The organism is Streptomyces sp., assembly GCF_035645055.1.
Classification (GTDB): domain Bacteria; phylum Actinomycetota; class Actinomycetes; order Streptomycetales; family Streptomycetaceae; genus Streptomyces.
The window spans coordinates 25,113-44,041 of the sequence record NZ_DASQNH010000002.1 but is presented as its reverse complement, the minus strand read 5'-3'; the positions used below and the strand labels follow the sequence as shown (position 1 = coordinate 44,041).

At 74.4% G+C, this 18,929-nt stretch carries 18 protein-coding genes; 6 read left to right on the top strand and 12 right to left on the bottom strand.

The window, feature by feature from the left end; all coding sequences use genetic code 11:
* Nucleotides 1-11: 11 nt before the first annotated feature.
* The gene (locus VE614_RS01160; protein WP_324930408.1) at nucleotides 12-866 is read left to right on the top strand and encodes a ketose-bisphosphate aldolase; all 855 of its coding nucleotides are present in this window, start codon (nucleotides 12-14) and stop codon (nucleotides 864-866) included.
* Here VE614_RS01160 and VE614_RS01155 read toward each other — a convergent pair.
* On the bottom strand, nucleotides 853-1,989 hold the full coding sequence (locus tag VE614_RS01155; protein ID WP_324930499.1) for a methyltransferase: 1,137 nt from the start codon (nucleotides 1,987-1,989) through the stop codon (nucleotides 853-855). The two genes, VE614_RS01160 and VE614_RS01155, sit on opposite strands and share 14 nt — an antisense overlap.
* 91 nt (nucleotides 1,990-2,080) lie before the next feature.
* Here VE614_RS01155 and VE614_RS01150 point away from each other — a divergent pair, with 91 nt between their 5' ends.
* Nucleotides 2,081-2,797, top strand: coding sequence for an alpha-ketoglutarate-dependent dioxygenase AlkB (locus VE614_RS01150; protein ID WP_324930405.1), 717 nt, complete (start codon nucleotides 2,081-2,083; stop codon nucleotides 2,795-2,797).
* 27 nt (nucleotides 2,798-2,824) lie between these two features.
* Nucleotides 2,825-4,066, top strand: a complete 1,242-nt coding sequence (locus VE614_RS01145) for an ROK family protein (protein WP_324930402.1) — start codon at nucleotides 2,825-2,827, stop codon at nucleotides 4,064-4,066.
* 14 nt (nucleotides 4,067-4,080) lie between these two features.
* Here VE614_RS01145 and VE614_RS01140 read toward each other — a convergent pair whose 3' ends face one another.
* The 7 genes from VE614_RS01140 to VE614_RS01110 form a co-directional block, all read right to left on the bottom strand.
* A complete protein-coding gene (locus VE614_RS01140; protein WP_324930399.1) occupies nucleotides 4,081-4,845 on the bottom strand; it encodes a glucose 1-dehydrogenase in 765 nt (254 codons plus the stop codon).
* 117 nt (nucleotides 4,846-4,962) lie between these two features.
* Nucleotides 4,963-6,324: an MFS transporter gene (locus tag VE614_RS01135; RefSeq protein ID WP_324930397.1), complete on the bottom strand. Its 1,362-nt coding sequence runs from the start codon at nucleotides 6,322-6,324 to the stop codon at nucleotides 4,963-4,965.
* Nucleotides 6,325-6,414: 90 nt separating this feature from the next.
* Nucleotides 6,415-6,999: a TetR/AcrR family transcriptional regulator gene (locus VE614_RS01130; protein ID WP_324930394.1), complete on the bottom strand. Its 585-nt coding sequence runs from the start codon at nucleotides 6,997-6,999 to the stop codon at nucleotides 6,415-6,417.
* Nucleotides 7,000-7,076: 77 nt separating this feature from the next.
* Nucleotides 7,077-7,253: a DUF1272 domain-containing protein gene (locus VE614_RS01125; RefSeq protein ID WP_324930391.1), complete on the bottom strand. Its 177-nt coding sequence runs from the start codon at nucleotides 7,251-7,253 to the stop codon at nucleotides 7,077-7,079.
* A gap of 132 nt (nucleotides 7,254-7,385) precedes the next feature.
* A complete protein-coding gene (locus tag VE614_RS01120; protein ID WP_324930388.1) occupies nucleotides 7,386-8,297 on the bottom strand; it encodes a phosphotriesterase in 912 nt (303 codons plus the stop codon).
* On the bottom strand, nucleotides 8,294-8,881 hold the full coding sequence (locus VE614_RS01115; protein WP_324930385.1) for a DUF4865 family protein: 588 nt from the start codon (nucleotides 8,879-8,881) through the stop codon (nucleotides 8,294-8,296). Before VE614_RS01115 ends, VE614_RS01120 begins: the two co-directional genes overlap by 4 nt.
* 11 nt (nucleotides 8,882-8,892) lie before the next feature.
* A complete protein-coding gene (locus VE614_RS01110) occupies nucleotides 8,893-9,480 on the bottom strand; it encodes a TetR/AcrR family transcriptional regulator (RefSeq protein ID WP_324930383.1) in 588 nt (195 codons plus the stop codon).
* 113 nt (nucleotides 9,481-9,593) lie between these two features.
* On the opposite strand from VE614_RS01110, the gene VE614_RS01105 reads away from it, so the two are divergent.
* Nucleotides 9,594-9,926, top strand: a complete 333-nt coding sequence (locus VE614_RS01105) for a glyoxalase superfamily protein (protein ID WP_324930497.1) — start codon at nucleotides 9,594-9,596, stop codon at nucleotides 9,924-9,926.
* A gap of 285 nt (nucleotides 9,927-10,211) precedes the next feature.
* On the opposite strand, the gene VE614_RS01095 is transcribed toward VE614_RS01105, so the two are convergent.
* Together VE614_RS01095 and VE614_RS01090 are read right to left on the bottom strand one after the other, a co-directional pair.
* On the bottom strand, nucleotides 10,212-10,799 hold the full coding sequence (locus VE614_RS01095) for an ATP-binding protein (RefSeq protein WP_324930380.1): 588 nt from the start codon (nucleotides 10,797-10,799) through the stop codon (nucleotides 10,212-10,214).
* 192 nt (nucleotides 10,800-10,991) lie between these two features.
* Nucleotides 10,992-11,315, bottom strand: coding sequence for a hypothetical protein (locus VE614_RS01090; protein ID WP_324930377.1), 324 nt, complete (start codon nucleotides 11,313-11,315; stop codon nucleotides 10,992-10,994).
* 322 nt (nucleotides 11,316-11,637) lie between these two features.
* On the opposite strand from VE614_RS01090, the gene VE614_RS01085 reads away from it, so the two are divergent.
* Entirely contained in the window at nucleotides 11,638-12,771 is a 1,134-nt protein-coding gene (locus VE614_RS01085; protein WP_324930494.1) for a PLP-dependent cysteine synthase family protein, read from the top strand.
* A gap of 188 nt (nucleotides 12,772-12,959) precedes the next feature.
* Here the strand turns inward: VE614_RS01085 and VE614_RS01080 are convergent, their stop codons facing one another.
* Nucleotides 12,960-13,787 carry a DeoR/GlpR family DNA-binding transcription regulator gene (locus VE614_RS01080; protein ID WP_324930375.1) on the bottom strand — a complete coding sequence of 276 codons (828 nt, stop codon included), beginning with the start codon at nucleotides 13,785-13,787 and terminating at the stop codon, nucleotides 12,960-12,962.
* 288 nt (nucleotides 13,788-14,075) lie between these two features.
* On the opposite strand from VE614_RS01080, the gene VE614_RS01075 reads away from it, so the two are divergent.
* A complete protein-coding gene (locus VE614_RS01075; protein WP_324930373.1) occupies nucleotides 14,076-16,403 on the top strand; it encodes a hypothetical protein in 2,328 nt (775 codons plus the stop codon).
* 10 nt (nucleotides 16,404-16,413) lie between these two features.
* On the opposite strand, the gene VE614_RS01070 is transcribed toward VE614_RS01075, so the two are convergent.
* The gene (locus tag VE614_RS01070; RefSeq protein ID WP_324930372.1) at nucleotides 16,414-18,840 is read right to left on the bottom strand and encodes a right-handed parallel beta-helix repeat-containing protein; all 2,427 of its coding nucleotides are present in this window, start codon (nucleotides 18,838-18,840) and stop codon (nucleotides 16,414-16,416) included.
* Nucleotides 18,841-18,929 lie beyond the last annotated feature (89 nt).

The window sequence follows — 18,929 nt, the reverse complement described above, 5'->3', positions numbered from 1 at the left end:
AAGGACCGACCGTGTCTCTCGTCACCACCGGCGAGCTGGTCACCGCCGCCGCCGCGGCCCGCCGCGCCGTGGCCGCCTTCAACGTCATCACCCTGGAACACGTCGAGGCCGTCGTCGCCGGCGCGGAGGCCGCGGGCTCGCCGGTCGTCCTCCAGGTCAGCGAGAACGCCGTGAAGTTCCGCTACGGACGGCTGCTCCCGCTCGCCCGCGCCGCCGTCGCCGCCGCCGAGCAGGCGGCCGTCCCCGTCGCCCTGCACCTCGACCACGTCCGCGGCGACAGCCTGCTGCGGCAGGCGCCGGACGCCGGGTTCAGCTCCGTGATGTACGACGCGGCCCGGCTGCCGTACGCCGAGAACCTGGCCGCGACGCGCGCCGCCGCCGACTGGGCGCACGCCCGAGGGCTGTGGATCGAGGCCGAGCTGGGGGAGGTGGGCGGCAAGGACGGACGGCCCCCGCTGGACGCCCACGCGCCGGGCGCGCGCACCCATCCCGCGCAGGCGCACGCCTTCGTCGCCGGCACCGGGGTCGACGCCCTCGCGGTCGCCGTCGGCAGCGTCCACGCCATGACCACCCGCACCGCCCGCCTCGACCACGACCTGCTCAAGTGTCTCGCCGCGCGCCTCGACGTGCCGCTCGTGCTGCACGGTTCGTCCGGCGTACCGGACGACGAACTGACCGCGGCGGTCGCGGGCGGCATCACCAAGGTCAACATCGGGACCGCGCTCAACATCGCCATGACCGCGGCCATCCGCGCGCACCTCGCCGCCCACCCCGAGGCGGTGGACTCCCGGGCCTATCTCAGCGTGGGCAGGACGGCGATGGCGGACACGGTGGAGCGGCTCATCCGCACGCTCACCCCCGCTTGACCGCCTTCAGCACCACGAACTTGGGGTCACCGGCGACGACCTGGCTGTTGCCGAACAGCCGCCGCAGCTTCACGTGGTACCCGAGATGCCGGTTGCCGACCACCCACAGCTCACCGCCCGGCCGCAGCACCCGCCGGGCGCCGCTGAACATCCGCCAGGCCGTGGTGTCCGTCGTGGCCTGGTGGGAGTGGAACGGCGGATTGTTGAGCACGACGTCGGCGCTCTCGGACGCCACGCCCGCGAGCCCGTCCCCGACCCGGAACTCGGCGTGCCCCGGCACCCCGTTCGCCTTGTACGTCGCCTCGGCGGACGCCACCGCCTGGAACGACTCGTCCACGAACAGCACCTCGGCCCGCGGATTGGCCAGCGCGACCGCCGTCCCGACGACCCCGTTGCCGCAGCCCAGGTCCACCACCCGCTGCGCCCCCCGGCACTCCGGCAGATGCCCCAGGAAGAACCGGGTGCCGATGTCCAGCCGGTCGGCGCAGAACACGCCGGCGTGGTTGACGACGGTGTGCCCGGAGACCGGCCCGATGCCGTCGGGCAGCGCGTAGCGGTACGGCCACGGGTTGGCGGGGCGGCTCAGCGCCGGGTCCGGGGCGCAGAAGATCAGCCGCGCCTTCTGCTCGGCGAGCGAGGTGCGGGTCGGGCCGACGATCCGCTCGAACAGCTGAAGCGTGGAGGTGTGGATCTCCTTCACCATGCCGGTGCCGACGACCACCGAGTCCGTGTGCAGCGCGGGCGCCAGCCGCAGCAGCTGGTCCTCCAGCAGCGCCAGGCTCTTCGGCACCCGCACCAGCAGCACGTCGATCCGCTCCGGCGGCGGATCCTGTGTGGTGAGCAGCCGCACCTGCCCCGGCTGGACCCCGGCCCGCGCCAGGTTCGCGCGGGTCGCCTCCTGGGCGAGGAAGGAGTCGGTGATCTGCGTCGGCGCGTGCGCGGCGAGCGCCGTGGCCAGCGCGCCCCAGCGATCGCCGACGATCACGACCGTGCCGGTGAGCGGAACGTCCTGGGCCGCGAGATGCCGCAGCAGATAGGCGTCGGCGGCGTCCCAGGCCCGCAGGCGGTCGCGCGGGTCCTCGGGGAAACGGGTGAGCGCCAGCTCGCCCCAGGGGGTCGTCATACGGTCGTTCATCGTGCGTCAAGGCTAGCGGAGCCGCAGCTCAGGGACGGTGGGGCGGGAGGAGGAGGGGACCGGGGGGAGGATGGACGGCATGGAAGCCGAGCTGTTCCCCCGGCAGCGGGCCCGGATCGCGCCGGGCGCGGTGCACGTCCCGGACTGGCTGGACCCGGACGGCCAGCGCGAACTGCTGGCGGCCTGCCGGGAGTGGGCCCGCCCGCCCGCCGGACTGCGCACCGTGCGCACGCCCGGCGGCGGCACCATGACCGCCCGCCAGGTCTGCCTGGGCTGGCACTGGTACCCGTACGCCTACGCCCGCACGGTCGTCGACGGCGACGGCGCCCCGGTCAAGCCCTTCCCCGGCTGGCTCGGCGACCTGGGGCGGCGCGCGGTCACCGACGCGCTCGGCGTCGAGGCGGCCACCGGTGCCACGGCGGACACGGCGGACACGGCGGACACGGCGGCGGGCGCGGGACCGGGCCCGGCGTACGACATCGCGCTGATCAACTTCTACGACGGCGACGCCCGCATGGGCATGCACCGCGACGCGGACGAGCGCTCCGACGCGCCCGTGGTGTCCCTGAGCCTCGGCGACACCTGCGTCTTCCGTTTCGGCAACCCCGGGACCCGCGCCCGTCCCTGGACCGACGTCGAGCTGCGCAGCGGCGACCTGTTCGTGTTCGGCGGGCCCTCCCGGCTCGCCCACCACGGGGTGCCGCGCGTGCACCCGGGGACGGCGCCGCCCTGGCTCGGGCTGCGCGGACGGGTCAACGTGACGTTGCGGGTGAGCGGCTTCCCGGCGGCCGGCTGACGGACGGATCATGGGAGACTCACCCTCATGAGCGGCAAGGCTGACCCCCGGCCGGCGGGGGAAGGGACCACCTCGAGGGCGCGGTTGGACCGGGGGCGCGGTGCGCTCGGGCCCGCGCTGGAGCTCGTGCACACCGGACGGGCACCCACCCGTGCCGTCCTCACCGCCGAACTCGGCGTCACCCGTGCCACGGCCGGCGCGGTCGCCGCCGAGCTGGAGGCCCTGGGCCTGATCCGGGTCGACGCCAGGCCCGGTGCCGCCGCCGGCTCCCAGGGCCGCCCCTCGCACCGGCTGCGGGTCGCCGAGGAGGGGCCCGTGGTACTCGCCGCCCAGGTGCACGCCGACGGCTTCCGGGCCGCGCTGGTCGGACTCGGCGGGCGGATCGTCGCCACCGCGCCCGGCTGCGAGACCGTCGACGCCGACCCGGCGAAGGTGCTCGGCTCGGTCGTCGAGGCCGGTGCGGACCTGCTGCGGCAGACCGGGCGGCGGTGCGTGGGCGCCGGGCTCGCGGTGCCGTCCGCCGTCGCCGAGCCGGAGGGCCTGGCGCTGAACCCGCTGCACCTGGCCTGGCCGGCGGGTGCGCCGGTGCGGGAGATCTTCGCCGCGTGCGTGCGCGCCGCCGGTATCACCGGGCCCGCCTTCGCCGCCAACGACGTCAACCTCGCCGCGCTCGCCGAGCACCGGCACGGCGCCGGGCGCGGGGCCCGTGACCTGCTGTGCGTGGCCACCGGGCACCGCGGTGTCGGCGGTGCGCTGGTGCTCGACGGGCGGCTGCACTCCGGCAGTTCGGGCCTCGCCCTGGAGGTCGGCCATCTCACCGTCAACCCCGAGGGCCGCGCCTGCCACTGCGGCAGCCGTGGCTGCCTCGACGTGGAGGCCGACCCGCTGGCCCTGCTCACCACGGCGGGCCGCGACCCGGGACCCGAGGTGTCGCTGCTCCAGCAGGCCAACGACCTGCTGCGCGAGGAGTACGACGACCCGGCGGTCCGCACGGCCGCCGAGGCGCTGATCGACCGGCTGGGCCTCGGTCTGGCCGGGCTGGTCAACATTCTCAACCCGGACCGGATCATCCTCGGCGGCCTGCACCGCACCCTCCTGGAGGCCGACCCGGAGCGGCTGCGCGCGGTCGTCGCCGACCGCAGCCTGTGGGGCCGCAGCGGCGGCGTCCCCATCCTGCCCTGCACTCTCGACCACAACAGCCTGGTCGGAGCGGCGGAGCTGGCCTGGCAGCCGGTGCTGGACGACCCGCTCGGGGCGCTCGCGGGCTGACGCCCGGCCGTCGGTCAGAGGCAGGCGCCGCCGTCGACCACGAGGTCGGTGCCGACCAGGGGGGCGGCGGCGTCGGACGCCAGATACAGCACCGCCTGCGCCACCTCCTCCGTGGCGGCGACCCGGCCCAGCGGCGACTGCTCCTTCATCCGTACGGCCCGCTGCTCCTCGGTCTCGCCCGGCTGGAGCGACATGGACGTGTCGGACGCCCCGGGGCTCACCGCGTTGATCCGCACGCCCTCGCCGATGTGCTCCAGGGCGGCGCCCCGGGTGAGCGAGGTGACGGCGGCCTTGGTCGCGGCGTAGGCGGTGGCGCCGTTCACCTGCCGGTGGACGCCCAGGTTGGAGGCGATGTTGACGATCGAGCCGCCGCCCGGCTGGGTGCGCATCTGCCGGATCTCGGCCGCCATGGCGAGGAAGACTCCGGTGACGTTGATGTCGAGCACGGTCCGCCAGTCCTCCTCGGCCATCTCGGGCAGCGGTCCGCCGCGGAAGACCCCCGCGTTGTTGACGGCCACGTCGAGCGAGCCGAATCGGTCGACGGCGGCCCGGACCAGCGCGGCCACGTCGTCGGCGCGGCTGACGTCAGCGGTGCGGGCGAGCGCCGTGCCACCGGCTGCCTCGATCAGGGCGGTGGTCTCGTCGAGCGCCGCCCGGCCGCGCCCGGCCACGACGACACGGGCTCCTTCGGCGGCGAACGCGAGCGCGACGGCCCGGCCGATGCCGGAGCCGGCGCCGGTGACGAGGACGGTGCGGTCGGCGAAGCGATTGCGGGACATGGTGAGGTGCCTTTCGGGTCGGAGCAGTTGAGGTGATCGGAGAGTTGAGGTGATCGGAGAGTTGAGGAGATCGGAGGAGTTGAGGGGAACGGCGGAGCTCGGGAGAGAGGGAAGTGGTCAGCGGCGCGCGAGGCGCGGGAGCGGGGCCGCGAGCGCGAAGAGCGCCGCCGCCGCGGCGAGGCTCGCCCGGTCGTCGCCGGTGGCCAGCAGCAGGGCGAAGAGCACGGTCGGTCCGACCTCCATCGCGGTGTTGTGCACCCCGCCGGCGAGCCCGGTGCGCGCGGCGGGCACCCGGTCGGTGGCCAGGACGGCCGCCCCGGCGAACGCGGCGGTGGCCCCGGCGGGCAGCAGGACCAGGCCGGGCAGGACGCCGTAGCCGTACGGCAGCCCGCCGTCGAACCCGGTCAGGGCGAGCAGCCCCAGCCCCGCGGCACCGGTGGCCAGGCCGACGGAGGTGACCGCGCCGGGCCCGAGCCGTCCGACGAGCCGCCCGGACACCCGGCCGGAGACGAGGAGCGCCACGGCGAACGGTACGAACGCCGCCGAGGTGCGCAGCGCCGACCAGCCGCGCTCCTCCTGGAGGTGGAGCGAGAACAGCACGAAGACGGTGCTGGTCCCGGCCGCCGTCAGCGCGGTGGCGACCAGCCCGAGCGCGCGCCGCCCGTCGCGCAGGAAGCCGGGTGGCAGCAGCGGATCGGCCGTACGCCGCTCCACGGCGAGGAGGACGACGAGCAGTACGGCACCGGCGACGAGCGGTACGAGGACCGGCGCCGAGCCCCAGCGCCGGGCGTCGGTCAGGACGAGGCCGTAGCTGACGGACACGATCCCGGCGGTCGCGAGCAGCGCGCCGGGCACGTCGAGCCGGGCACCGCGGGAGCGCGGGCCGTCGGCCGGGAGCAGCCGGGGGACGAGCGGCAGGGCCAGGACCGTGGCCGCGAGCGGCGCCGCGAAGGCCCAGCGCCAGGACAGCAGGGCGGAGACGACCCCGGAGAGCAGATGGCCCGCCGTGGCGCCGAGCACCGACAGACCGCCCCAGCTCGCCATCGCCCGCCGGAAGGCGGGCGGTTCGGGGAACAGCGTGCGCAGTACCGCCATCGCGGCGGGCGCGACCAGGGCCGCCCCGGCGCCTTGCGCGAACCGGGCGCCGAGCAGCGCGGCGTATCCGGGGGCGAGCGGGGCGGCGGCCGAGGCCGCGCCGAACAGCAGCAGCCCGGCGAACAGGGTGCGCCGGCCGCCGTACCGGTCGGCCAGACGGCCCCCGAACAGCAACAGCCCGGCGAAGGTGAGCCCGTAGGCCGCGCTCAGCAGGATCAGTTCCTCGCGCGCCAGCCCGAAGCGGCGGCCGATCTCGGGCAGCGGCACGGCGACGGCGGCCAGCGTGAAGATCAGGGTGACCTGTAAGGAGCCGAGCAGCGCGAAGGCCGGGCGGGTGGCACGCCCCCGACCGGTGACGGCCGAAGCGGCGTCGACCGTGGTCATGAGCCCCCTCTTTCTGGATCGATCAGTCAAGTATCAGGGCGGCGAAAAGCGACCGCCCCGAAGGGCGGCCGGTCTCCTGCAAGTGCCTGCTCAGTCCAGCAGTGCGAGCGCCTGCTCGGCCGCGTCCCGCACTCGCGCCGGGTCGTTCGAGGCCTTGCCCACCACGCGCAGGCCCTGCATCAGCACCAGCAGCATCCGGGCCAGCGCCCGCGGATCGCGCTCCTCGGGCAGCTCGCCCTGGGCCTGGGCGCGCAGCAGCGCCGAGTGCAGCAGGGTCTCCACGTGCTCCCAGCTCAGTTCCACCCGCCGGGCCGCCGCGCTGTCGTGCGGGGCCAGTTCGGCCGCCGTGTTGGTGACGAAACACCCGGCCGTGCGGCGCGTGTCGTCCATGGCCTCGGACGCGAACCGCCGGACGACCGTGCGCACGGCGGGCAGCGCGGGGCCCGGCCGGGACAGTTCGCGCAGCAGCACGGGGTTGTGGGACTCGCCGTACCGGTCGAGCGCCTTCAGGTACAGATCGCGCTTGTTGCCGAAGGTGGCGTAGATGCTGGCGCGTCCGATGCCGAGGTGCTCGACGAGGTCCGCCATGGACGTCGCCTCGTACCCCCGCTGCCAGAACAGTTCGAGGGCCGACTGGAGGGCGGCGTCCGGATCGAATTCCTTGGTCCTGGCCATGCCCCGACCCTAGGTGATTCAAGAACGAACGGTCAAGTATGAGTCGGACCGAAGAAGCCGGGACGCGCGCTGACCGGTCAGCCTCGACGCGGCCGGTCCACCAGCTCGCCCCCGCAGTTGGGGCAGACACCCGCCATGGCCGCACCGCACGGGCCGCAGAAGGTGCACTCGTACGAGCAGATGAGGGCCGGTCCGTCCGGCGGCAGCACCGCCGTCTCGCAGCGCTCGCACCGGTCGCGCATCTCCAGGGCCATGCTCGTCCCCCTCCTCGTGTCCGGGCCCGTCGCGGCCCGTGGACCCTCATCCTGCGGGCACCCGCCGAGCCGTTGAACGCCTCGGCGGGACAGAGACCGACCGGATCGGGCCACGCGGTGGTAGCGGCCGGCTCAGGCGGGCCAGTCCACCGCGAACGCCCGCCCGGGATTCTCCGTGAGGATCCGCGCGACCGGCTCGGCCCCCAACTCGGCCTCCAGCCTCGGCCGTACCCGGCGCGCCAGATACGGCATGCCGGGCCCGCCGTGCACCGAGCGGGCGGCGGATGTCGTCGTGTCACCGCCGAGCAGCAGCCGGTCGGCGAACCCCGCCTCGGCGAGCCGCCGCACGGCGTCCGGCATCCGCCAGTCCGTGGCGTGATGGGCCCGGGACGGGCCGTCGAAGGCCAGGTAGGCGCCCGCCTCGGCGGCCTGGCGGTGTGCCACGGGGTCGGGGGAGCGGTTGAGATGGCCCAGGATCACCCGGTGCGGCGGCACGCCCGACTCGCCGCACAGCAGGTCCAGTACGTCGAGCGCGCCCGTGCCCAGCTCCAGATGGACCGCGATGGGCGCGCCGGTCGCGTGATGCGCCTCGGCCGCCGCGGCCATGGTCCAGCGCGCGTGCGCGTCGAGGAGGTGGAAGCCGCCGGCCACCTTGATCAGCCCCGCACGGACCCCCGACGCGCCGATGCCCTCGGTGAGTTCGGCGACGAACACCTCCGCGAGCCGGTCGCGCAGCCCGGCCAGGACGGTCTCGTCGTAGTGCGCGGCCTGGTGCAGTCCGGTCGCCGCCACCACGTGCACCCCGGTCTCCCGGGAGAGGCTCGGCAACTCGCCGGCCCGCCGCCCCATGCCGTACGGCGTCCACTGCACCACCGTGCCGCCGCCCGCCGCGCGGAACGCGCTCAGCTCCCCGCGGGCTGCCGGCACGTCCCGCAGTTCCTGACCGGGGAGCTGAGGGCTGGTCAGGAACAGGTGGTCGTGCGCGTCGCAGACGCCCAGGCGGCCGGGGAGCACATCCCCGAGCACCGTGCGGACCCGGCTCACCACTGCCGGCCGCGCGGCAGCCGTGCCCGCTCCGGCGCCGACAGATGCAGCACCTGGAACACCTCGCCGTCGGTCCCGGGCCTCTCGTCCCGTGCCCAGAGTGAGAAGAGGACCAGCTCCCAGCGGCCGGTGTCCACGGCCGCCGCCGCGCACACGGCGCCGTCCCGGGCCGCGAGCCGGCCGGCCTCGCGCACCGCCTCCCCGGCCACCTCGCCGAGCGCGGCGCCCTCCGGCACCCGCCGCCGCTCGCGGACCGCGATCCGCGCGGGAGCCCCCGCGGCGCCACCCTCCTCGTACGCGAGCCCCGTCCACTGGCGGATCGAGGGCCGCCCGAAGTCGTCGCTGAGCCCCTGGAAGCCACCGCCCCAGAGGAAGGAGTTCATGCCCTCCACGGTGTTCCACAGATAGAACGGCGCGTACTGGTTGACCGGAGAGCCGTGCACCCCGCGCTCACGCGTCAGATACGCCTTGAACCCCAGCCCCGGCCAGTCGTCGAGGAGATGCCCGACACGGGCCACGCGCGTGCGGACGACGTCCATGTCGTAGGCGGCGGGCAGGGTGATCTCGTACTGCATGGCGTACAACGGGTGCCTCCTCAGGCTGTGGGCGCGGCGGGCGGCGCGAGCAGGGCGAGCAGGCCGCGCACCCCCGCGTCGAAGGCGGACGGCCGCCCGGAGGCGCGGGCGAGGACATAGCCTCCCTGGACGGTCGCGACGATCGCCGCGGCGACCTCCTCGCCCTCCAGGGAGGGCGCGAACTGGCCCTGCTCCTGTCCCTCCGCGACGATCCCGGCCAGCCGTGCGCGCAGCCAGTCCAGCGTCTCGTCGACGGGTGCGCGCAGTTCGTCGCTGGCGATGACGTCCGGGTCCATGGTCAGTCGTCCCAACGGACAGCCGCGCAGCACGTCGCGTTCGCGCCGCAGATACGCCGTGATCCGCTCGTACGGCGTCCCGGGGCCGCCGAGCACTCCCTCGGCGGTGGCCCGCATCTCCTCGGCGGTCCGCCGGATCGCGGCGAGCGCGAGATCCGGCTTGCCCTTGAAGTGGTGGTACATGCTGCCCTGCCCGGCGCCCGCCCGTTCCAGGATCGCCTTGGGGCTCGTGCCCACGTAACCGCGCTCCCACAGCAGCTCGCGGGTGGACTCGATCAGTCGCTCCGAGGTGCTCATGCGCCAACTGTACATACCAGTAGTTACAGAAGTCGAGCCCGTTGGGTGCCGACCTCTGTGATCATGGCGTCATGGAATCGAAGGAACCGAAGGAACCGAAGGAACCGAAGGAACCGAGAGAGCCTGAACTGGAAGAAGAGGTCATCCCCGTCCTGCGGGTGGCCGACGCGGCCGCCGCCGTCCGCTGGTACGCGCGACTGGGCTTCGCTCCGCAGTGGGAGCACCGTTTCGCACCCGAGTTGCCCGCCTTCGTCGAAGTCGCCCGCGGACGCGTGCGGTTGTTCCTCTCGGAGCACACCGGCGACGCCCGGCCGGACACCCTCGTGTACCTCCGGGTGGCCGACGTCGACGCGATCGCCGCCGGATTCGGCGTGACCGCGGTCGAGCTGCCCTGGGCCCGGGAGGTGGAACTCCGCGATCCCGACGGCAACCGCCTCCGCGTCGGCACCCCGACCCAGTGACCCGGTGCGGGACCGTGGGGCGCCTCCGCCCCCGTGGTGGAAGCCGTACGGCCCTCGCCCGTACGGCGACCCGGTTCCCTTCCCGGAGCCACGGTGGAGTGATCACCGGGCCACCTCGCCCCTCACCGTCCTGGCCGCCGCTTCGCCTCCGGCGGGATCGACGAGGAGGGGTACTGGCGCCGGCTGTCCGTCCTCGGCGAGCGGTTCGGCCGGAGGCGAAGCGGCGGCGCGGCGTGACCGCGCCGACCCTGAGGGGGCGACCCGGGCCCGCCCCTCACCGCCCGGTCAGCCGGGAACGGCGGACCGGGCGGGAGCGTGCGCGGCGGGCCGGGCCGTGCCGACGGGCTCGGCGAGGCCGACGGGCTCGACCTCCGCGAAGCGGCGCGCGGGTGCCTCCGTGGGGGTACGGCGCGGTGGACGCGAGGACGTCTCCGTGTCCGTGCGGCGGGGCGGACGCGGCGGTGCCTTCCGCGCGGAGGGCGGCGCCGGCAGCGTGAACCAGACGACCTTCCCCCGCTCGCCGTCCGGCCGCACCCCCCAGCTCTCGCTGACCGCCGCCACCATGGCGAGCCCGCGCCCGCAGGTGGCCAGCGACTCGGCGTCCTCCACCACGGGGAGACGGGGATCGTGGTCGTGCACCGAGACCTTCAGTCGGTCGAGCAGCAGCTCGATCTCCACGGTGCACATCTTGTCGGGCTGGGCGTGGCGGTGGACGTTGGTGAGCAGTTCTGTCACACCGAGCGCCGCCCGGTCTATCAAGGCGTCGAGATGCCAGTAGCGCAACTGCGCTGAAACGATTCTGCGGACCTGGCCGATCCGCGACGGCAGGGCTTGGAGCTCCACCGTGCAGTGCCTGCTTGGGTAACTGATCACGGCTGCGACTCCCCGACGTGAGGTCCGGAAGAACACGGAGTTCGGATCCAGCAGAGTGCCTGCGTACAACGGCCGCCTGCTGTCGTGGCCGGCGGGCTGGTTCGCAGCGTTATCGCCGGTAAACCCAGAGTGACGTGAGACCAGCGTGCCCCGGGGGGTGCGGTGGCGCAACTCGCGGACGTCTCCGCCATCTCAGTCGTCGTGCCCCGCCGCCCTGCGCACCGCCTCGATGAACCGGCGCGCCACGGGCGGCCCCGGCTCTCCCGGAGCCGGATCGCGCTCGCGCAGGGTCAGCTGATAGCGCGTGCCGTTCAGATCGGCGAGCGCCCGGTCCGCGGACCCGAACCACGGCCTCGACGCCCGCACCGCCCGCACGGGCGCGCTGTCGATCTCGCTGCCGTAGCTGGTCAGCAACTCCAGCCGGCCACCCCTGATCCGGACCTGGCCGGCCCGCGAGAGTGAGCGCAGCCCCTTGCCGATCCGCACGTCCATGGCCGTGAACTCCGGCTCCGCCATGCCCTGTACGCCCCCTTGTCGCGTGCTCGCGGGTGGGCCCGCCCCGGGGCGGAGGACCCCGCCCCGGGTGCAGTCTGCCCCGCCCGTGGATCGAGCACCAGTGCGCATGTGCCGGGCGCACCGGCCACCCGGAGCACTCACCCGAATGCGCCCCCTCCGCACGTCCGCCCGCGCCGCTTCGCACCCCTGTTCCCGCAGCCCTCCTTTGAGTCGTCCAAAGGTGCGTTTATGCAGGTGAGAAGCGTGCTGAAGCTGTTTATCATCGGTGTGTCGGCCGCGCGACGCGCCGTCGGCGCGCAGCCTAAGGAGCACCGCCGTGAGCATCCGCACCCCCCACCAGCCGCCCGTCGGCGCCACCCTCGGCACCCTCGACGTCGACCGGAGCGACGCCGCCTGCCGCGGCTGGCTCAAAGAGGCCGTCCGCAAGGTGCAGGCCGACGCCAACCGCTCGGCCGACACGCATCTGCTGCGGTTCCCGCTGCCGGAGCACTGGGGCATCGACCTGTATCTGAAGGACGAGTCCACCCACCCGACCGGCAGCCTCAAGCACCGCCTCGCCCGCTCGCTCTTCCTCTACGGCCTGTGCAACGGCTGGATCCGTCCCGACCGTCCGGTCATCGAGGCCTCCAGCGGCTCCACGGCCGTCTCCGAGGCGTATTTCGCCAAGCTGATCGGCGTGCCCTTCATCGCGGTCATGCCGCGCACGACGAGCGCCGAGAAGATCCGCCTGATCGAGTTCCACGGCGGCCGGTGCCACTTCGTGGACGACCCGCGCACCATGTACGAGGAGTCCGCCCGCCTCGCGACCGAGACCGGCGGCCACTACATGGACCAGTTCACCTACGCGGAACGGGCCACGGACTGGCGCGGCAACAACAACATCGCCGAATCGATCTTCCGGCAGCTGCGGCTGGAGCGTTTCCCGGAGCCCGCGTGGATCGTCGCCACGGCCGGCACCGGCGGCACCTCCGCGACCATCGCCCGCTACGTCCACTACATGCAGCACGACACCCGCATCTGCGTCGCCGACCCGGAGAACTCCTGCTTCTTCGAGGGCTGGACCACCGGCGACCCGGACGTCACCTGCGACTGCGGCTCCCGGATCGAGGGCATCGGCCGTCCCCGGATGGAGCCGAGCTTCGTGCCCGGCGCCGTCGACCGGATGATGAAGGTCCCCGACGCGGCCAGCGTCGCGGCCGTCCGCGCCCTGGAGCAGGCCATCGGCCGCAAGGCGGGCGGCTCGACGGGCACCGGGCTGTGGAGCGCGCTGAAGATCGTCGCCGAGATGGTCGCCGAGGGCCGTACCGGCAGCGTGGTCACCCTGCTGTGCGACCCGGGCGACCGCTACCTGGACAAGTACTACTCCGACGCCTGGCTCGCCGCCCAGGGTCTGGACATCGCCCCGTACACCGCGGCGATCGAGACCCTGCTGGCGACGGGCATCTGGACTGACTGAGCCAGGGGCTCGGGCCGTCCGGCGCCCCAGGGGGTGTCTCGTCGATCGGCGAGAACCCCTGGGCCGCGAGGTGCCGGTCCAGCTCGTCGACCTCGTCCCGGAAGCGCGGCCCAGTCCGGGGCGCAACGTGCGGGCCATGGTGACGCCACCCCCTGTTCGACGGGAGCACCACCCCAGCTGACGCTACGTCAGTCGTCCGCGCTCTCGTCGGACTCGCCCGCCACCACCAGCCGCAGATGCTCCGAGATCTCCGCGCGGGCCTCCGCGGGCAGCCCCGCGTCCGTCACCAGGGTATCGACCTGCTCCAGCGTCGCGAAGGAACTCAGGCCCACCGTGCCCCACTTGGTGTGGTCGGCGACCACCACCACCCGGCGCGCCGACTGCACCAGGCGCCGGTTGGTCTCGGCCTCCGCCAGGTTCGGCGTCGACAGGCCGGCCTCGGCCGATATCCCGTGCACCCCGAGGAACAGCACATCGAAGTGGAGCGTCGCGATCGCCTGGTCGGCCACCGGCCCCACCAGCGAGTCGGACGGGGTGCGCACCCCGCCGGTCAGTACCACCGTGGCCGCGCCCGTGCGCTGCCCCGAGGTGCGCTGCGCCGCGTGGAAGACATCGGCGACCCGCACCGAGTTCGTGACGACCGTGAGGTCGGGCACGTCCAGCAGCCGGTGCGCCAGCGCGTACGTCGTCGTACCGCCCGACAGCGCGATCGCGGCACCCGGCGCGACCAGCTCCGCCGCGGCCCGCGCGATGTCCTCCTTGGCGGACAGCTCCAGACCCGACTTCGCCTCGAAACCGGGCTCGTGCGTACTCGCCTCCGCCACCGGCACCGCGCCGCCGTGCACCTTCTCCAGCACACCCTGCCGGGCCAGAGCGTCGAGATCGCGCCGAATCGTCATGTCCGACACGCCGAGCTTGCGGGTCAGCTCATTGACCCGGACTCCGCCGCGGCGGCGCACCTCGTCCAGGATCAGGGCGCGCCGCTGCTCCGCGAGGAGGTTCTGATTCTCGCTCACGTACGCTCCGGTCCTTTCACCTCAGGCCTCCGACACCCCCTCGCACACCCTCCGACGAGGACTGCTCCCGCGGCCCGGTGCGTGGGCGTCCCATCCTCGCACGGGCGGGTGCGGGTCGCGCCATCCACTGCCGGACGCGCACATGTCACCTGTGTCTCATCTGACGCTCATCCGTGACCCCGATCGGGGAGATTCCGTGACGAGGGGTGTACGCGGCCCGTCCGGCGGACATCCTGGTTGCCCGCACGACGACAGATGCCGACGGCGCGTCACGGGGGAAGTGCCACAGTGGAACACGCGCAGGAACGTGCCCTGAACGAAACAGCCGCCACCGGCCCCGCCGGCCGGCCCGAAGCCGCCCTGGAACTCCTGGTCCACGGGGTGGGCGGCACCACACCGGATCGCATGCTGGACGATCCCCGCACCACACGGGTCGCGGGCGACGACACGGCCGCCGTCTTCCGCCGTACCGCGGACGTCGAGGCCGCCGGACAGCACACCGGAACCGAAGGCCGCCCGGTGCCCGAGGCCTACGTCTGGTGCAACCTCACCTCCGGCAACGGAGCCCGCGCCCTGTGGCTGCTGTTACTGCCGTTCATGGTGGTCAACCTCGCCCACTGGATGCGCCCCGCCGCCCAGGGCCGCACCCGCACCATCCGGCTCTACGGCCTGCTCGTCCGGCTCGCCGGACTCACCCTGACGGTGCTCCTGGTCGCCGCGGCCTGCGAGGTCGCCCTCGACCTCGGCGCCTGGCAGTGCGCCGGCACCTCCGCCTGCGCCGAACGGCACTCCTGGCTCGGCTTCCTCTCGCCCACGGTCTCCGACGGCGGCTGGTGGAGCCGCCCGGGCCGCCGGCTCGCCCTCGCCGCGTTCCTGCCCGCCGCCCTCGTCGGCCTGCTCTGGTACCTCTCCCTGCGCACCTGGAACGCCTACGAGTCCCAGCTCCCCCTCACCCGCCCCTCTCAGCCCGACGAGGCCGGCGCCCCGACCGCGCTGGCCCGGCCCGGCTTCTGGTACGGGCGGCGCCTGGTCGCCCGGCTGCGCGCCGCGCACACCGCCGCCGGCCTGCTCACGGTGGCCGCCGCCGCCATCGGCCCCGCCCTCCGGAGCGACCGCGCTCCCGGCGGACCAGCCGTGCTCGCAGGGGCCGGCTGGCTGCTCGCCGCGGCCCTCCTCGCCACCGCCGCCTTCGCGGTGGCGGTGGTCTGCAGCCGGGGCCGCACCGAACGCCGGCTCGACGAGGACACCGACGCACCCCTCGTCCGGCGCCTGCCGCTCGCCGCGCTCCTCCTGCTCGCCCTCGCCCTGGTCTACGCCGGGTGGGAGCGCCCGGGCTGGACGTCCTCCGGCCGGCTGCCCGGCGACGTCGCCTTCGGCGCCCTCACCCTGGTCCAGGGGCTGCTGGTGATCGCGCTCGCCGTGGCCGCCCATCTGCTGCACCGCACCCGGCCCGACACCCGAGCCGCCCTGCGCGGCCTCGGCGGACCCGCCGTCGCCATGCTGGCCTGCGCCCTGGGCGGGGTGATGTCCGGCGGAGTGTCCCAGCGGGTCGCCGACTGGCTGGACGGCACCCACGCCGCCATCCCGGGCCCCCCGGTCCTGCTGACCTGGCAGGCGTCCGTCATCCCGCCGATGCTTCTGGTCCTGCTCGTCCTGTGCGCCGGACTCGCCCGGCGCGCGATGCGGCTGGCCCGCGCCGAACGCGCGGCCGTGGCCCGCGACTACCCCGGTGAACGGCTGGAACCGGACCGCACGCACCGCATCGCCCGCGTCCGCGCGATGGCCACCCTCACCGACCGCGCCCCGCTCCTGGTCGCCGTCGTCTCCGCCTCCACCCTCCTCCTCGGCGCCGCGGCCCTGGTGGGCGCACTGACCACCGGCCAGACCCCGAGCCGCGCCACCCGTGACACCTACGGCTTCGTCCAGGGCGCCGCCGAGACCGCGCAGGCCCTGGGCTCCTGGCTCATCGGCCTCGGCTTCATCCTGTTCGTCACCTGCGGGCGGCGCGCCTACAAGGACGCCTCCGCGCGGCGCACCATCGGCATCCTCTGGGACGTCGGCACCTTCTGGCCGCGCGCCGCCCACCCCTTCGCCCCGCCCTGCTACGCCGAGCGGGCCGTCCCGGACCTGACCTGGCGCATCGACACCTGGACCCGCACCACCGGCGGCCGGCTGGTGCTCTCCGGCCACTCCCAGGGCAGCGTGCTCGCCGCCGCCACGGCCTGGCAGCTGTCCCCGGCCACCCGCAAACGGGTCGCCCTGCTGACCTACGGCTCCCCGCTGGAGCGCCTGTACGGCCGCTGGTTCCCCGCCCACTTCGGCCCGGCCGCGCTCAGCGCCCTGCACCACGAGGTCGACTGCTGGCGCAATCTGTACCGGCTCACCGATCCGATCGGCGGTCCGGTCCGGGTGCCCGCCGACGGCGGCCCCGAGGTCGACCGGGCGCCGCTGAAGGACCCGCTCGCGCACGGCCGCACCGACGACCAGCCGCTGCCCGCGCCCGTCCTCGGCCACTCCGCCTACCAGTCGGACCCGGCGTTCGCCGAGGAACGCGAGCGGCTGCTGACCCGGCTGCCGCCCGAGCTGCCCACCCAGCGGCCCCAGGCCGGGCCCTGAGCGACGCCGCTCAGGGCAGGTCCGGCAGGTCCTCCGCGTACAGCAGGGTCAGATCCTCCGTGCTCGGCTCGTCGACCTGCGCGACCCGGCCGGCGTGCCGCTCGACCATCGCCTCGAAGGTCTGCCGCGCGGTCCGGCCGTTGCCGAACGCGGGGCCCTTCGGGATCGCCGCGAAGTACTTCAGCACGGCCTCCGCGGCGCCCGGCGCCAGCCGGTACTCGTGCTCCTCCGCCTGCTGCTCCACGATCCGCAGCAGCTCCTCGGGGCCGTAGTCGCTGAAGGTGATGGTGCGGGAGAAGCGGGAGGCGACGCCGGGGTTGACCGACAGGAAGCGCTCCATCTCCGCCGTGTACCCGGCGACGATCACCACGACCGCGTCGCGGTGGTCCTCCATCAGCTTCACCAGGGTGTCGATGGCCTCCTTGCCGAAGTCACGGCCCGCGTCCTCCGGGGACAGCGCGTACGCCTCGTCGATGAACAGCACCCCGCCGCGGGCCCGTTCGAAGGCCTCCTGGGTGCGGATCGCCGTGGATCCGATGTGCTCGCCGACCAGGTCGACCCGGGACACCTCGACCAGATGGCCCTTCTCCAGCACGCCCAGCGAGGCCAGGATCTCGCCGTAGAGCCGGGCGACCGTCGTCTTGCCGGTGCCGGGGGATCCGGTGAAGACCAGATGCCGCTTGACGGAGGCGGCCTTCAGGCCCGCCCGCTGCCGGCGCCGGCCGACCTCGATCATGTCGGTCAGCGCCCGCACCTCGCGCTTGACGCTCTCCAGGCCCACCAGCGCGTCCAGTTCCCCGAGCACGGCCTTGGAGGTCCGCGCCGGCGGCTCGGCCGGGGCGGGCTCCGGCTGGGTCGGCCGCTGGCCGGGGACCGCGCCCAGCAGTCCCGGCGACCGGGTCGCCGTCTCCACGGCGGTCTCCCGGGACACCGGCGGCCTGAGCCCCGCGCTCTCGTCGCTGGTGCAGTCCTCCACGACCGGCCCCGTGCCCGCGCCCGCGTCGGGACCGCCGTCCGCGAACTCGTAGCCGCCGCGCGCGCACCGCTCCGTACGGCACTTCCTCAGCGTCGTACGGCAGCCGTCGATCACATGGAAGCCGTAGCCGCCGCTGCCCGTCACCCGGCAGTCCAGGAAGCTGCCCCGGCCGCCCGCCGAGACGTAGAAGCCCGCTTCCGCGGGCGAGTCGACCGCGCACCGTTCGATCACGGGGTCGGCGCCCTTGGTGACGATCACACCGGTCTGGGTGCCGGTCACCGTGCAGTTGTTGAGGGTGCCGCCGCTGCCGTGGTCACGGAACCAGGCACCCGTCGCGGCGTCCCGGATCCGGCAGTCGTCGAGCTGCGCGGTCGCGCCGTCGCTCACCGACACGGCCGTGTTGCGCACCTGGGACAGGTCGCTGTCGACGACATCCGCGCGGGAGCCCCGGTCGAGGACGAACAGCGCGTCCGGCACGTCATGCACCCGGCAGGAGTCCAGCACCGCCGTCGCGCCGTCGCTGACCCACACCGCCGGATAGTCACCGGTGCTGTCGAAGATCTCGCACTGGTTGGCGTCCACCCGGGTGCCCGGGTCCCACACCGACAGGCCGTTGCGCCCGAACTGCCGCACGCTGGTGCGGGTCAGCGTCAGCACCGAGCGGGAGCGCAGGTCGACCGCGTTCTCCGGGATGTCGTGGATCCGGCAGTCGGCCAGGGTGAGCACGGCGTCCGTGTCCAGGGTGACCCCGTCCGCGGTGGTCCGGTGCACATCGCAGTCCGTGAGGTTCGCGGTCGCCCGGCCGGTGATCTGCACCCCGCTGCCCCGCACCTCGTAGACCTCGCAACCCACCGCCTCCAGCGCGGAGTTGTCACCGGTGACGGTCAGGCCCGAACCGGCCGCGTGGTGCACCCGGCAGCGCTCCAGACGCGGACGGCCGCCGCCGCGCACCGCCACGCCCGCCTGCCCGGCCGCGACGACCTCGCACTCCTCGAACACCCCGCCCCCGCCGTCCACCACGGCGATGCCGACGCCCGCCGGATTGTCGACGGTGCAGCGCCGCACGCTGGGCCGGGCGCCGCCGCGCACCTCGATGCCGGCCGCGGACCGGGTGACGATCCGCACGTCGACCAGCTCCGGCGCGCCCTCCTCCACCAACAGCGCGGGCGCCGCCGCGTCCTGGCCCTCGACATGCAGGTCCTGCACCACCGCGGAGGACCGCACGGTCAGCGGCACCCCGTCGACGGGGGCGATGCGCACCGAGCCGGGGGAGCCCGCGGGGCCGCGCAGCGTCACCGCGCGGCGGACGACGAGGTTCTCCCGGTAGGTGCCGGGGGCGACGGTGAGCACGTCACCGTCGGCCGCGGCCTCCAGGGCGGCGGCGAGCGATGCGTACTCACCCGTGCGGCGCCGCCACCGCGACGTGCCGGTGTGCGTCACCTGGACCGTGCCCTGTGCCATGGCGTTGTCGTGCCCCCACCTCGTCGTACGCGGGTCGTTGCCGAAGAGTCGGCCGGTCCACCGTAGCGTGCGCGCGGACGGTGGGTTGA

Coding starts and splice junctions, on each gene's coding strand:
- VE614_RS01155 (WP_324930499.1), bottom strand. CDS start 1,989: ATGACGACCCCCTGGGGCGAGCTGGCGCTCACCCGTTTCCCCGAGGAC.
- VE614_RS01150 (WP_324930405.1), top strand. CDS start 2,081: ATGGAAGCCGAGCTGTTCCCCCGGCAGCGGGCCCGGATCGCGCCGGGC.
- VE614_RS01145 (WP_324930402.1), top strand. CDS start 2,825: ATGAGCGGCAAGGCTGACCCCCGGCCGGCGGGGGAAGGGACCACCTCG.
- VE614_RS01140 (WP_324930399.1), bottom strand. CDS start 4,845: ATGTCCCGCAATCGCTTCGCCGACCGCACCGTCCTCGTCACCGGCGCC.
- VE614_RS01135 (WP_324930397.1), bottom strand. CDS start 6,324: ATGACCACGGTCGACGCCGCTTCGGCCGTCACCGGTCGGGGGCGTGCC.
- VE614_RS01130 (WP_324930394.1), bottom strand. CDS start 6,999: ATGGCCAGGACCAAGGAATTCGATCCGGACGCCGCCCTCCAGTCGGCC.
- VE614_RS01125 (WP_324930391.1), bottom strand. CDS start 7,253: ATGGCCCTGGAGATGCGCGACCGGTGCGAGCGCTGCGAGACGGCGGTG.
- VE614_RS01110 (WP_324930383.1), bottom strand. CDS start 9,480: ATGTACAGTTGGCGCATGAGCACCTCGGAGCGACTGATCGAGTCCACC.
- VE614_RS01090 (WP_324930377.1), bottom strand. CDS start 11,315: ATGGCGGAGCCGGAGTTCACGGCCATGGACGTGCGGATCGGCAAGGGG.
- VE614_RS01070 (WP_324930372.1), bottom strand. CDS start 18,840: ATGGCACAGGGCACGGTCCAGGTGACGCACACCGGCACGTCGCGGTGG.